16 protein-coding genes are annotated in these 12,922 nt (G+C 71.8%); 12 read left to right on the top strand and 4 right to left on the bottom strand.

Annotated features, from left to right (window positions below; translation table 11 throughout):
- Positions 1-10: 10 nt before the first annotated feature.
- Entirely contained in the window at positions 11-637 is a 627-nt protein-coding gene (locus AB0M43_RS29235; RefSeq protein ID WP_363729002.1) for a 2'-5' RNA ligase family protein, read from the bottom strand.
- A gap of 170 nt (positions 638-807) precedes the next feature.
- On the opposite strand from AB0M43_RS29235, the gene AB0M43_RS29230 reads away from it, so the two are divergent.
- From AB0M43_RS29230 to AB0M43_RS29220, 3 genes are all read left to right on the top strand, one after another.
- Complete coding sequence (locus tag AB0M43_RS29230) at positions 808-1,176, top strand: ATP-binding protein (protein ID WP_363729001.1); 369 nt, start codon at positions 808-810, stop codon at positions 1,174-1,176.
- Between the two features lie 113 nt (positions 1,177-1,289).
- Positions 1,290-2,150, top strand: a complete 861-nt coding sequence (locus AB0M43_RS29225) for a DUF5926 family protein (protein ID WP_363729000.1) — start codon at positions 1,290-1,292, stop codon at positions 2,148-2,150.
- 93 nt (positions 2,151-2,243) lie between these two features.
- Positions 2,244-2,825, top strand: coding sequence for a nuclease-related domain-containing protein (locus AB0M43_RS29220; RefSeq protein WP_363728999.1), 582 nt, complete (start codon positions 2,244-2,246; stop codon positions 2,823-2,825).
- 15 nt (positions 2,826-2,840) lie between these two features.
- Here AB0M43_RS29220 and AB0M43_RS29215 read toward each other — a convergent pair whose 3' ends face one another.
- Positions 2,841-3,428, bottom strand: coding sequence for a TMEM165/GDT1 family protein (locus tag AB0M43_RS29215; RefSeq protein WP_363728998.1), 588 nt, complete (start codon positions 3,426-3,428; stop codon positions 2,841-2,843).
- Positions 3,429-3,507: 79 nt separating this feature from the next.
- On the opposite strand from AB0M43_RS29215, the gene AB0M43_RS29210 reads away from it, so the two are divergent.
- The 6 genes from AB0M43_RS29210 to AB0M43_RS29185 all read left to right on the top strand — a co-directional run bounded on the left by AB0M43_RS29210 (position 3,508) and on the right by AB0M43_RS29185 (position 7,613).
- Positions 3,508-3,921: an ACT domain-containing protein gene (locus AB0M43_RS29210; protein ID WP_363728997.1), complete on the top strand. Its 414-nt coding sequence runs from the start codon at positions 3,508-3,510 to the stop codon at positions 3,919-3,921.
- A 4-nt stretch (positions 3,922-3,925) separates the two neighbouring features.
- Positions 3,926-4,732, top strand: coding sequence for a prephenate dehydratase (gene pheA / locus AB0M43_RS29205; RefSeq protein ID WP_363728996.1), 807 nt, complete (start codon positions 3,926-3,928; stop codon positions 4,730-4,732).
- Between the two features lie 4 nt (positions 4,733-4,736).
- On the top strand, positions 4,737-5,090 hold the full coding sequence (locus tag AB0M43_RS29200) for a metallopeptidase family protein (protein WP_363728995.1): 354 nt from the start codon (positions 4,737-4,739) through the stop codon (positions 5,088-5,090).
- Between the two features lie 89 nt (positions 5,091-5,179).
- A complete protein-coding gene (locus AB0M43_RS29195) occupies positions 5,180-5,527 on the top strand; it encodes a hypothetical protein (protein ID WP_363728994.1) in 348 nt (115 codons plus the stop codon).
- An 11-nt stretch (positions 5,528-5,538) separates the two neighbouring features.
- Entirely contained in the window at positions 5,539-6,777 is a 1,239-nt protein-coding gene (serS, locus tag AB0M43_RS29190) for a serine--tRNA ligase (RefSeq protein WP_363728993.1), read from the top strand.
- Positions 6,774-7,613 (top strand): HAD family hydrolase, encoded by an 840-nt coding sequence (locus tag AB0M43_RS29185; RefSeq protein WP_363728992.1) that lies wholly within the window; start codon positions 6,774-6,776, stop codon positions 7,611-7,613. Before serS ends, AB0M43_RS29185 begins: the two co-directional genes overlap by 4 nt.
- On the opposite strand, the gene AB0M43_RS29180 is transcribed toward AB0M43_RS29185, so the two are convergent.
- Positions 7,596-8,390 carry an HAD family hydrolase gene (locus AB0M43_RS29180; RefSeq protein ID WP_363728991.1) on the bottom strand — a complete coding sequence of 265 codons (795 nt, stop codon included), beginning with the start codon at positions 8,388-8,390 and terminating at the stop codon, positions 7,596-7,598. The genes AB0M43_RS29185 and AB0M43_RS29180 overlap by 18 nt on opposite strands.
- A 109-nt stretch (positions 8,391-8,499) precedes the next feature.
- Between AB0M43_RS29180 and AB0M43_RS29175 the strand changes: the two genes are divergently transcribed.
- Positions 8,500-8,994, top strand: coding sequence for a bacterial proteasome activator family protein (locus AB0M43_RS29175; protein ID WP_363728990.1), 495 nt, complete (start codon positions 8,500-8,502; stop codon positions 8,992-8,994).
- Positions 8,995-9,057: 63 nt separating this feature from the next.
- Here the strand turns inward: AB0M43_RS29175 and AB0M43_RS29170 are convergent, their stop codons facing one another.
- On the bottom strand, positions 9,058-9,852 hold the full coding sequence (locus tag AB0M43_RS29170) for an enoyl-CoA hydratase-related protein (protein WP_363728989.1): 795 nt from the start codon (positions 9,850-9,852) through the stop codon (positions 9,058-9,060).
- Between the two features lie 16 nt (positions 9,853-9,868).
- Between AB0M43_RS29170 and AB0M43_RS29165 the strand changes: the two genes are divergently transcribed.
- Both AB0M43_RS29165 and AB0M43_RS29160 read left to right on the top strand, forming a co-directional pair.
- Entirely contained in the window at positions 9,869-10,576 is a 708-nt protein-coding gene (locus AB0M43_RS29165; protein ID WP_363729303.1) for an alpha/beta hydrolase, read from the top strand.
- 32 nt (positions 10,577-10,608) lie between these two features.
- A complete protein-coding gene (locus AB0M43_RS29160; RefSeq protein ID WP_363728988.1) occupies positions 10,609-12,921 on the top strand; it encodes an acetate--CoA ligase family protein in 2,313 nt (770 codons plus the stop codon).
- Position 12,922 lies beyond the last annotated feature (1 nt).

Genomic DNA, 12,922 nt, shown 5'->3' with positions numbered 1-12,922 from the left:
GGTGCTCCCGTCAGCCGCCGAGCGGCAGTCGGACCTCGTTCGTCCAGGACCACTTGTGGTCGTCCTTGGTCAGCGCGAGCATCGACGCGTGCGTGATCGTCAGCTCCACCGGCGGCACGCTCAGCGCGGCGAGCCGGTCCTTGTACGGCTGCGCGGGCCCGTCGGCGTTCACGTACGCGACGCTGACGTGCGGCTCGAACTCGCCGGACTCCTGCCCGGGCAGCGCGTACAGCCGGGACTCGTCGATCACCGAGAACACGCCCGCGCGGACGGCGTCGCGGATCGCGGCCAGCGACCCGACCGGCCCGACCGGGATGTAGACGGAGTCGGTGGCCAGCACCTCGGGCTCGGTGTGCACGACGGCGGGCGGCACGGAAACGAGCTGCTCACGTACCGCAGCAGTGATGCTCGTCATCTCCTCGGTGGTGAGTTCATCGGTGAACGTCACCCCCTGGATGGTCATGTGCCGCCACTGCGGAAGTATCAGGTCCAGGTTCGGGATGTCCCGGAGAGCGGTCTGGTAGGTGTCAATGACCTGGTGTAACCGGCGATCATCGGCGAAGGTGATATAGCACGAGAACAGCGCCCGGCGCGGCGACCAGTGGGGCAGCTCGGTCCAGTGGTTGACGACAGTCATAAGGCGCAGGCTAGTGGACCGGCGGAAGTACGGGCAGAACTTCCGGCCACCGTTGGCCATCAGCCGTATGTACGGGGTATTTTGTCTGAAGGTTGCTAGATAGCACCCAAAAGGATGGGGGACGCGTGAGCGGCTGTCTGGAGGTTTCAGAGCGCGCTTCCTGCGTAGTCGTGCCCCACCATGCGCAGGCCGCGGGTCTCGCCCGGCGCCGGGTAGCCGTGGAGCTGTCGCCACGGCTGGGCGCCGAGACCCTGGCCGATGTCACCGCGATCGTCTCCGAGCTGGTCGGCAACGCGGTGCTGCACGCCCGCCCGCTGCCCGACGGCGGGGTCCGGGTCGCCTGGCAGGTCGGGCCGAACTCGATCGAGCTGCGGGTCACCGACGGCGGGGCCATCGAGCTGCCGCACGTGCGCCGGGTCGGCCCCGACTCGCTGAACGGGCGCGGCCTGAGCATCGTCGCCGCCCTGTCGGACCGGTGGGGCGTGATCCGCGACGGGCTCGGACAGTGCGTCTGGGCCGAGCTCCGCCACGCCAACTGAAACCCCTTTCCCGGGGTGCCGGGGGTCGGCTCGCCCCGGCCGTGTTCCCACCTCGCAGCCTGTTCGACCAGCCCCGTTAGGACAACTCGGGCACCAAGGACTACCCTGCCAGGGTGAGTAAGCGTGCAAAGAAGTCCGGCGAGAAGCGCCCCAAGGTCCGCGACATCTTCGTCCCCCGGCCGTTCGCCGGGCTGAAGAGTGAGGTCGAGTGGGTCGCGCTGCGGGAGCTCGTTCCCGCCGCGAGCGCTCCGCTGAAGTTGAAGCCGGAGTTCGCGGTCGAGGGCCGCGACGTCATCCTCGCCACGGTGCTGCCGATGGCCTGGCCCGCGATGACGAAGCCGGACGGCCGGGTGTTCGTCGCCCTCCAGCGGCACGTGCAGTCCGGGGACATCAGCCGGGACATCGCCGTGGCGATCCTGCGCGGCCTCGAGACCGCCCCGGGTCAGCCCGTGGCCGTGCCGGCGCTGCCGGGCGAGGGTCCGAGGCTCCAGGACATCCTGGCCGACGAGCCGCTCGACGTGACGGTGCACGCCGGCTTCGAGTTCTGGCTGGACTCCGACGTGAACGACCCGTCGGTCACCGCCGGGGTCGAGCGCGCCAACGAGGCGATCTACCCGACGACGGCGCTCGACGCCGCCGAGGGCGCCTACTGGTGCCAGGTCGTCGAGAAGTCGCACGTCCGCTGGGTGCTCGGCGACGACGAGGACCGCGCCCTGGACGCGCTGTCCCGCCTGTCGGCCGGCCAGCAGCTCCTGTTGGGCGAGGGCACCAAGTTCGCGGGCATGTTCCGCGCGCACGGCACCCTGGTGCCCGTGTGGGACGTGCCGCTGGACCCGCCGGCCTCCGAGTGGGAGCAGCCGCTGGCCGAGTTCGCGAAGCGCTACGCCGAGGCGTACGCGGTCGCGGCCGATCTCACCACCGCCGAACGTCAGGCGAAGCAGGGTCTGCAGGCGCGTCAGTTGACGCTCAGATAGGTTCCCATTCACTCATGTACCAAACCTCGCATTGTAAGGCTTGGATCACCTAACGTAGTGGAAAGTCTACTGGCGAGGTGTGTGATGAGTGCGATGTCGTTGAACGATGCCTCTAACCTGCCTCCGGCGCCGTCTGCCGGATGGCTGGAGCGCCGCCGTGCCGCGAAGGCGGAACGCGGCTCCAACGCGGCCCGCCAGAAGGTCGTGGACAGGATCTCCCGGCTGGGCCCGGACTGGCGTCTGCTGGACGCGCATTCCTTCGGCCTGCCGGGGAGCCTGGACTTCCTCCTCTTCGGACCGGGCGGGATCTTCACGATCCAGGTGAAGTCCCACGGGCGTACCGCGGTGCAGCTCGCCGGGGACGTGATCCAGATCAGCGGGAAGCGGCCGCCGTACATCCCCTCGGCCCGCCGGGACGCCAAGTTGGCCTCCGGCGCGCTGACCCGGGCGACCGGCCGCACCATCCCGGTGACCCCGGTCATCGTCTTCGTGGGCTCCGGTCAGCTGTCGATGCAGGGGTTGCCGAAGGGCTGCCTCGTCGCGCACAACCGTGAGCTGGAGCGGATCCTGGCGACCCGGGGCTCGTTCCTGTCCGCCCGCAGCGTCGACACGCTGTACGAGGTGGCGGCCCGACCGTCCACCTGGGTGCCCGTCGAGCGGTCGCGGGCCGCCTGACCGCCCCCGGGTGGTCTAGAGCAGCCTGAGCAGTTCGTAGAGGGCGTAGAGGGCGAAGCCCGCGAAGAGTACGGCCGCGCCGCGCTGGATCCAGCGCAGCGGCACGTACCGGAGCACGGCCCGCCCGAGCAGTACCGCCACGGCGGCGACCCCGACGAGCGCGACGAACGCTCCGAGGAACACCTCCACCGGCGCGTGGTAGCGCGCGGCCATCGCGGCCGTGGCCAGTTGCGAGGCGTCGCCCCACTCCGCCGCGAACAGCACCCCGAAGCTGGTCAACGCGATCCGCCACCAGGGCGCCTCGACGTGCCGGGCGTTCTCGGCCTCGTCGACGGGTTGGCGGCTCTCCCGGTACAGCAGGAGGGCGCCGACCGCGAAGAGCACGAGGACGGCGCCGAGTACGACGGCCTCGGGCAGCAGGGTCAGTACCGAACCGGCGGCGACCGCGATGGCGGACTGCACGGCGAAGGCGGCCGACACGCCGGCGAGTACGGGCCACGGGCGGTAGCGGCTCGCCAGGACCAGGGTCGCCATCAGCGTCTTGTCCGGCAGCTCGACCAGGAAGATCAGTAGCAGGGTGGCGCCTAGCGCGGTGAACTCCACGTACCGAGCCTAGGGGTGCGACCTGGGTCACCTGGGACGCATCGCCACTGTGCGACTCCGAACCCGTACGCTTCGTTGCGTGTTGGACTTGGACCTCTTCCCCGGTGAGTACGCCATCTGCCGTCTGCCGGCCGGTTCCGCCGTGCCGCCCGCACTGGTGGAGGCGGCCACGTCCGGGAAACCGGGCCAGGCCGTGTCGGTGACGTGGACGCCGTTCGAGACGAGCGTGATGTGCCCGGCCGAGTTCGCGCCGGCCGCCGCGACGGTGGAACCCGGGTGGCGCTGCTTCCGGGTGAACGGCCCGGTGAACCTCGCGCTGACCGGGATAGTGGCCGCCTTCTCGGTGCCGCTGGCCGACGCGCGGGTCAACATCTTCTGCTTCTCGACGTACGACACCGACTACCTTCTGGTGAACTCGGTGCGGCTCGGCGAGGCGATCGCCGCGCTGACCGAGGCCGGTCACAGGCTGACGGGTGACCTTCCGCAAGAATGACCGGGTGAAGTACGCGTATCTCGGCCCCGCCGGCACGTTCACCGAAGCCGCCCTGCGCACGTTCGCGGGGCCCGCGGACGAGTTGGTGGCGTGCCGGAGCGTCCCGGAGGCCCTCGACGCCGCCCGGGACGGCCAGGTGGACGCCGCGCTGGTCCCGCTGGAGAACTCGGTGGGCGGCGGGGTGGACATCACCCTGGACGAGCTGCTCGCCGGCCACCTGGTGATCACCCGCGAGGTGCTGCTGCCCGTCGAGTTCGTCCTCGTCGGCGCGCCGGATCCGGACCGGGTCGGGGCGCACCCGCAGGCCTCCGCGCAGTGCCGGGGCTGGCTGCGCGACCACCTGCCGGACGCGACCGTGGTGGACATGCTGTCCAACGCCGCCGCCGCGATCGCGGTCCGGGACGGCGAACTGCCCGCCGCGGTCACCTCCCCGTTGGCCGCCGAGCAGAACGGCCTGGCCCCGTTGGCGGAGAACATCGGGGACCATCCGGCGACCACCCGCTTCGTGCTGGTGGCCCCGCCGGGGGCCCCGGGCGCGCCCACGGGGCACGATCTGACCACGCTGGTCGTCCACATCGCACACGACCAGGTGGGCGCGCTGCTGCGGGTACTCACCGAACTGGCGATCCGGGGGGTGAACCTGACCCGGATCGAGTCCCGCCCGACGGGGGAGGCCCTGGGCCGGTACGCGTTCTTCCTCGACTGCCAGGGGCACATCGCCGACAAGCCGCTCACCGAGACGATGCGGGCGCTGGAGATGTTCTGCGCCAAGGTGACGTTCCTCGGCAGCTACCCGAGTGGTGGACGATAGACCCATGCCTGTCGAGATGAGCCGTGCACGGTTCGAGGAACTGGTCGCCGACGCCCTGGACGAGGTCCCGGACGAGCTGATGAGGTTGCTGGACAACGTGGTGGTGCTCGTCGAGGACAAGGGGCCGGCCGACGACCCGGACCTCCTCGGCCTGTACGAGGGCTTCGCGCTCACCGAACGCGGCTGGGACTACTCGGGCGCGCTCCCGGACCGGATCACCATCTACCGGCTGCCCACGCTGGCGATCTGTGAGACCGAAGAGGACGTGATCGAGGAGGTGTCGGTGACGGTGGTGCACGAGATCGCCCACCACTTCGGCATCGACGACGCTCGGTTGCACGAACTCGGTTGGGATTAAACGGCCGTTCGGCCGTTGTCATCAAGTCATCGCTCAGCGTCAATAGACGTATGTGGCGGACGGGGCTCCTGTGCATCGCTGTCGGCACCGTGGCCGAGGTGGTGGGCCTCCTGCTGCCCTGGAACGAGGGCATGTCCCTGGCGACGGTGCTGACCTGGCCGAGCGTCGAGGCGAACCGGCTCCCGCTGGGGCTGGTGGGCGGGGTGGCCTCGTTCGGGGTGGCGCTCTGGGTGCTGGCCGGCAGCGGGGCGCTCGGCATGCGGCGCGTCCTGTTATTGATCACCGGATTGGTACAGTTCTGCGGGCTTGTTTCGCTTTTGACAGTGAGTGATGCGGTCGGGGTGTGGGCCTTCGCCGCCGGGGCCGCCGTGGTGCTGGTCGGCGGGTTGATCGCATACCGCACGAACCCGAGTGCGGAGGAATTGGCCGCCCGGTAGCCTTGGTCAACATGATTGACCTGCGCCTGCTGCGCGAGAACCCGGAGACCGTCCGAGCGAGCCAACGAGCCCGGGGCGAGTCGGAATCGGCCGTCGACGTCCTACTTGCCGCCGACGAGTCCCGGCGGCACGCGGTGGCCCACTTCGAGGGGCTGCGCGCCGAGCAGAAGGTGCTCGGCAAGCAGGTCGCGACCGCCAAGGGCGACGAGAAGGCGGCCCTGCTCGCCCGGACCAAGGACCTGTCGAACGAGGTCAAGGCGGCCGACGCGGCGGTCAACGAGGCCGAGGTGGCGCTGCGGGCGGCCCAGTTCGCGATCCCGAACATCGTGCAGGGCGCGCCGCCCGGGGGCGAGGACGACTACCTCGTGATCCGCGAGGTCGGCGAGAAGCAGCCGGAGGGCCTCGACCACCTGGCGCTCGGCGAGAAGCTCGGCGCGATCGACATGGAACGCGGCGCGAAGGTCTCGGGCTCGCGGTTCTACTTCCTCACCGGCCCCGGCGCGCTGCTCCAGCTCGCGCTGCTCCAGCTCGGCATGAACCAGGCCGTGGAGTACGGATTCACGGCCATGATCACGCCCTCGCTGGTCAAGCCGGAGTCGATGGAGGGCACCGGGTTCCTCGGCGCGCACGCCAGCGAGATCTACCACCTGCCCGCCGACGACCTGTACCTGGTCGGGACGAGCGAGGTGGCCCTGGCCGCGTACCACAAGGACGAGATCCTCGACGTGACCGAGCCGAAGCGGTACGCCGGCTGGTCGTCGTGCTACCGCCGCGAGGCCGGCAGCTACGGCAAGGACACCCGGGGCATCATCCGGGTGCACCAGTTCGACAAGGTGGAGATGTTCTCCTACGTCGCCCAGGAGCACGCCGCCGAGGAGCACCTGCGGCTGCTCGCCTGGGAGGAGGAGCTGCTCGGCAAGCTGGAGCTGTCGTACCGGGTGATCGACGTGGCCTCGGGCGACCTGGGTTCGAGCGCGGTGCGCAAGTTCGACTGCGAGGCGTGGGTGCCGTCGCAGCAGCAGTACCGCGAGGTCACCAGCACGTCGAACTGCACGACGTTCCAGGCGCGCCGGCTCAACATCCGGCACCGCGACGCCGAGGGCAAAACCCAGCCGGTCGCCACCCTCAACGGCACCCTGGCCACCACCCGGATGCTCGTGCCGCTCCTGGAGCAGCACCAGCAGCCCGACGGCACGGTCCGGGTCCCCAAGGCGTTGCAGCCGTTCCTGGGCGGTCGGGAAACACTGTGACAGCCCGGGCTCCTCGGCTGGTCGTGCTCGACCTGGACGGCACCGTCGTGCCGTACTCGGGGAAGTTCCTCGAGCCCAGTCCTCGGGTCCGCAAGGCCATCGCCCGCGCGATCGAGGCCGGCGCGACGGTCACCGTCGCGACCGGCCGGGCCGTGTGGACCACGCTGCCCACGGTCCGGATGCTCGGCCTGTCCGGGATCGAACTGGTCTGCTCCGACGGGGCGGTCGGCTACGACCTGGACAGCGACCAGGTCATCTTCCGGGAGCTGATCGACCCGGGCCCGGCCGTCGCGGCGCTCGCGGCCCGCGCGCCCGACGCCGGGTTCGCGGTCGAGCACGGCACCGACGGGTACCTGTACACTGCGGAGTTCCCCCTGGAGCACGCCATCGGGTACCTGCGCGAGGTCTCCCTCGACGAGCTGGTCGCCCAGCCCACGGCCCGGCTGATCTGCCGGGTCGCGGGCGACCTGCACACCGAGCACACCACGCTGGAGGACCTGCGGGCGCGCCGCCGGGAGGCGGAGGTGCTGCTGGGCCGCGCGGGGCTGTCCGCCGACGAGTACCACGTGGAGCTGGGCTATTCGGGGTGGATGGACATCACCCGGGTGGGCGTGAACAAGGGCAGCGGGGTCGCCCGGATCGCGGCCAATCTGGGCGTCACCGCCGAGGAGACCCTGGTGATCGGGGACGCGGGCAACGACCTGGCCATGTTCGCGTGGGCCGGGCACGCGGTCGCGATGGGCCAGGCCGCCGACCCGATCAAGGCCGCCGCCGACGAGGTAACCGCTTCCGTCGAGGAGGACGGGGTCGCGCTGGTCCTAGAGAAGCTTTTCTAGGTACGCGGCCACGCCGTCCTCGTCGTTGCTCAAGGTGACCTCGTCCGCGAGGGCCAGCACCTCGCGGTGCGCGTTGGCCACGGCGACCCGCCGGCCGGCCCAGCCCAGCATGGGCACGTCGTTCGGCGCGTCCCCGAAGACCAGCACGTCCGCCGGGTCGATGCCGAGCGCGGTGGTGATCACGGCCAGGCCGGTGGCCTTGGTGACCCCGGGCGGGGTCAGTTCCAGGTAGCCGGTGCCGGCCTCGGTCACCTCGCACAGCGACGGCGGCACCGCGCCCCGGGCCACGGCCAGCAACTCGTCCGGGGTCAGGCCCTCGGCGCGGACGAACACCTTCAGCACCGGCCCGGACAGCGCGTCGGTCCGCGACATCGGCCGCCAGGAGGTGTCGGTGAACGGCCAGCTGGGCCCCGGGTCCCCCCACAGCGGACCCTCGGGGGAGATGTCGGCCTCCACAGTGACGTGCACCGGACCGACCTCGGCCTCGATCAGGTCGATGGCCTTGGCGAACACGGTGCCGTCGAGGGAGGTCTCGCGCAGCCACCGGTTGGTGGCGTTGTCCAGCACGTACCCGCCCTGGGCCAGGGCGAGGAAGCTGGCTGCCGGGATGTCCTGCCGGCACAGCTCGATGAGTCGCGGGCCGCGCCCGGTCACCCCGACGATGGGGATTCCGGCGGCCCGCACCCGGTCGAGAACCCTGCGGGTGCGCAGGCTGACCGTGCCATCGGTACGAACGAGAGTTCCGTCGAGGTCCGTTGCGATGAGCAGTGGCGTCATTTTCCGACGTTAGCTCACTTGGTCACCCTACGTAGTGACCTCTTCTGGTGAATTTTCGCGGTCCGCCCGGTGGTCCCCGGCGGTCCGGACGCTGAGGCAGGATAGGTACATGACAGAGCAGCCGCGTGAGCAGCAGATCATCCTGGTCGGGAGCGACGAACACGACGACCCTTCGCGTCTGGTCGAGCAGCCGGCGAAGGTCATGCGGATCGGCAGCATGATCAAACAGCTTCTCGAAGAGGTCCGGGTGGCGCCGCTGGACGAGGCGGGTCGCCGGCGCCTCAAGGAGATTCACCACCGGTCCATCGCCGAGCTGGAGGACGGGCTGGCCCCGGAGCTGCGCGACGAGTTGGAGCGGTTGTCCCTGCCGTTCACCGAGGACGAGGTGCCCTCGGAGGCGGAGCTGCGGATCGCCCAGGCGCAGCTCGTCGGATGGCTGGAGGGGTTGTTCCACGGCATCCAGGCGGCGTTGATGGCGCAGCAGATGGCGGCCCGGATGCAGCTGGAGCAGATCCGGCGCGGGCCGGCCGCGTTGCCGCCCGGGCCGGGTGGGGGCGGCGGGCAGGAAGGGCCGGGGCAGAGCCGGACCGGGCAGTACCTGTAGCGGCGTTCTTCGTCGTCGAGCGGCCCCGGGCACCAGGTGTCGGGGGCCGCTCGACGGTACGGGTCAGCGGTACGGGTCGAAGTCCGGCTTGCGCTTCTCGGCGAACGCGTTCGCGCCCTCGGCGGCCTCGTCCGTGTGGCCGAACAGCTCCAGCCCGTCGAAGGCCAGGTGCGACAGGCCGGCCAGGTGGTCGGAGTCCGCGTTGAACGAGTGTTTGAGGAAGCGCAACGCGGTCGGCGAGTAGCTGGCGATCTGCCGGCCCCACGCCATCGCGGCCTCGTGCAACTCGGCGCCGGGCACGATCTTGTTGACGAGTCCCCAGCTCAGGGCCGTGTCGGCGTCGATCAGCTCCAGGAGGAACCACAGCTGCCGGGCCCGCTTCTCGCCGATCACCCGCGCCAGGTACGCCGAGCCGAAGCCCGCGTCGAACGACCCCACCCGGGGCCCGGACTGCCCGAACCGGGCGTGGCTCGCCGCGATCGTCAGGTCGCACAGCACGTGCAGGACGTGCCCGCCGCCGACCGCGACCCCGTTCACGGCGGCGATCACCGGCTTGGGGATGTCGCGGATCATCCGGTGCAGCCGCTCGATCTCGAACGTGCCCCACTCGGTCGGCCCGTAGCCGCCCGTCTCGGCGCGTTCCTTCACGTCGCCGCCCGCGCAGAAGGCCCGCTCGCCCGCGCCGGTCAGGATCACGACGGCCACGTCCCGGGCCGCCCAGGCGGTCTTGAACGCGTGGATCAGCTCGTCGACGGTGCGGCCCCGGAAGGAGTTCATCCGGTCGGGGCGGTCGATGGTGATGGTCGCGACCCGGTCGGCGACCGCGTAGCGGATATCGGTGTACTCAACGGTCGTCACGCGCACACGATAACCTCTGGCCGTGGATCCTCGAGAGGTGTTGACCCGCCCCGCGCCGGCCCCCGACTTCACCGGGGCGTACGGCGACCATCCTGACCAGGTGTTCGACGTCCGGGGCGCCGGGCCGCTGCTGGTGTTCGTGCACGGCGGCTTCTGGCGGGCGGAGTACGACCGGGCGCATGTCGGGCCGCTGTCCGCCGGGTTCGCGGCCGAGGGCTTCCGGGTGGCGACCATCGAGTTCCGCCGGACCGGTCAGCCCGGCGGCGGCTGGCCCGGCACCTTCGACGACATCCAGCTCGCGCTCGCCGAGGTGCCCCGGATCCTGGGTCAGGAGTTGGCGCTGGTCTCCGGGCACTCGGCCGGCGGGCACCTGGCGCTGTGGGCCTCCGTCGACTGTCCGGTGCTCGCCCTCGCGCCGGTGACCGGGCTGGCCGGGGCGCACGACCTCGACGACCGGGCCGCGCACCTGCTGCTGGGCGGCGGGCCGGAGGAGGTGCCGGAGCGGTACGCGTTCGCCGAGCCCTCGCGGGTGGGCACGCTGGTGCACGGGACGGAGGACCGGCAGGTGCCGGTGGACCTGTCGCTGGCGTACGCGGCCCGGACTGGCTCGCGGCTCGTGGAGCTGCCGGGCGTGGAGCACTTCGGGCTGATCGACCCGTTGTCGACGGCGTGGCCGACGGTACTCGCCGAGGCCCGTGCCCTTGTCGGTATGTTGGGTTCTTGACGGCCGCAACGAAAGCGTGACACGCTTCGGGCGTGGCTGGACTGTCGATGTTGTGGTCGGCGCGCTCCATCGCGGTCGTCGGGGCCTCGGGCCGCGCGGGCTCGCTGGGGCGGCTCCCGGTGGAGTACCTCCTCCGATTCGGATTCGCCGGTCGAATTCTCCCGATCAACCCGACGGCCACCGAGATCTGCGGCCTGCCCGCCTACCCGAACCTCGCCGCCGCCGGCCCCGTCGACCTGGCCCTGATCATGGTCGGGGCCGACAAGGCCGTCGCGGCGGTCGCCGAGTGCGCCGCGCACGGGGTGCCGGTGGCGATCGTGGGCGCGTCCGGGTTCGCCGAGGCCGGGGACGCCGAGCTCCAGGAGGCCCTGCTGGCCGCCCGGGGGGACACCCGGATCCTCGGCCCGAACTGCATCGGGGCGGCGGCGCTGGGCACCGGCCTGGTGGCGAGCTTCAGCCCGTGGTTCGGCGGCGAGGCGACCACCCTGGGCTCCGCCGCCGGTGCCCCGGGCGTGCGCGGCCCGGGTTCCGAACCCGGCGTCCCGGGCGTGCGCGGCCCAGGTTCCGAACCCGGTGTCCCGGGCGGCGCGGGCCCGGCGCTCGCCCTCCTGCCCACCGGAGACCCGGGGCCGCGTGGCGGATCGACCCTCCAGGGCACGCACACGGACACACGTGGCGGCGCGCGGCGGACCCCTGCCGCCGGGATCGCGCTCGTCAGTCAGAGCGGCGCGCTCGGCTTCGGCGCGGCCAGCCTCGCCGTCGAGCGCGGACTCCCCCTCGGCTGGGTCGTCACCACCGGCAACGAGGCCGACGTCACCGCCCTGGAAGTGCTCACGGAACTCGCCGCCGAACCCGACTGCGCGGGCCTGCTCGGCTACGTCGAGTCCCTGCACGACGGCCCGGCCCTCCGCCGGCTCGCGGCCACGGGCAAGCCGGTGGCGCTGCTGGTCGCGGGCCGGTCGGCGGCCGGTCGCCGGGCCGCCGCCTCGCACACCGGGGCGCTGGCCGGGGACGACCGGGTGGTCGACGCGGCCCTGCGCCAGCTCGGCATCACCCGGGTCGCGGACGTGGACGACCTGCTGGACGCGGGCGAGGCGTTCGCCGCCACCGCCGGCCGGACCACCGGGGGGACCGTGCACCCCGGCCGGGCCCGGGTCGCCGACTACGCCGAGCCCCGCCGCTCGGGACCGCCCCGGATCGCCGTGGTCACCACGTCCGGCGGGTCCGGCATCCTCGCCGCCGACGCGATCGAGTCCGCCGGCCTCACCCTCGCGGACCTCACCCCCGGCACCCGGGCGGCGTTGGACGAGATCGTGCCCGCCTTCGGGAGTACCGAGAACCCGATCGACGTCACCGCGACCGTGATGCGCGACCGCACCCTGGTGGAACGCTGCCTGCGCGCGGTCGACCGCGACCCGGGGGTCGACGCGGTCGCGTTGTGCTTCTGCGTCCTGACCGGCGACGACGTCACCGGCATCGTCGAAGCCCTCACGCACGTCACCAAGCCGGTGGTGGTGGCCCGCACGGGTGCCGAGCACCTGGCCCCGACGGCCACCGCCATGCTCCGCCGCCTGGGCGTGGCCTCCTTCCCGACCCCGGCCCGAGCGATCCGGGCCCTCGCGGCCACCCTCACGACGGCGGAGCCCGAGCCCGCCGACCCCGGAACCGGCACGCCTGCGCCCGCCGAGCACGGGGCCGGCACGCCCGCGCTCACCGGCTCCGAGGCCACAGCGAACCAGTCCCCCGACGCATCGGCCCCCCTCACCGACGAGTGGCAGCTCAAGGCCGCCCTCGCCGAGGCCGGCGTCCCCGTCCCCCGTGGCCACTTCCTCGACTCCCCCGCCGACTTCGACTTCGAGCGCGCCGTCCTCAAGGCCGTCGCCCCGGGCCTCGTGCACAAGACCGAGGCGGGCGGCGTGATCCTGAACGTCACGCAGGAGTCCGTGGCGGAGGCGTACCGGAAGATCGCGAAGATCGGTCGGGTCTGGGCCGAGGAGCAGGTCGACGGCGGGGTGGAGATCCTGGTCGGGATCGCGCCGAGTCCGCTGGGCCGGGTGCTGACGATCGGCGCGGGCGGCACCCTCGCCGAACTGCTCGACGACGTGGCGATCCGGCTGCTGCCCGCCGACCCGGCGAGCTTGCTGGCGGAGCTGAAGATCAGAAAACTGCTCGACGGGTACCGGGGGAAGCCGCCCCTCGACACCCCCGCGCTGCTCGACGTCGTACGCCGGCTGGTGCGCCTCACCGCGCACTGGCCCGGGGACGTGGCCGTCGAGCTGAACCCCGTTCTCGTCCGTGAACACGGTGCGGTCGTCCTCGACGCCGTAGCCGTCAGGGAGGTCTGAA

This window comes from Longispora sp. NPDC051575 (genome assembly GCF_040681875.1).
Taxonomy (GTDB): Bacteria; Actinomycetota; Actinomycetes; order Mycobacteriales; family Micromonosporaceae; genus Longispora.
The sequence above is the reverse complement of the archived record's forward strand: the minus strand, read 5'-3'. Positions and strand labels throughout refer to the sequence as shown.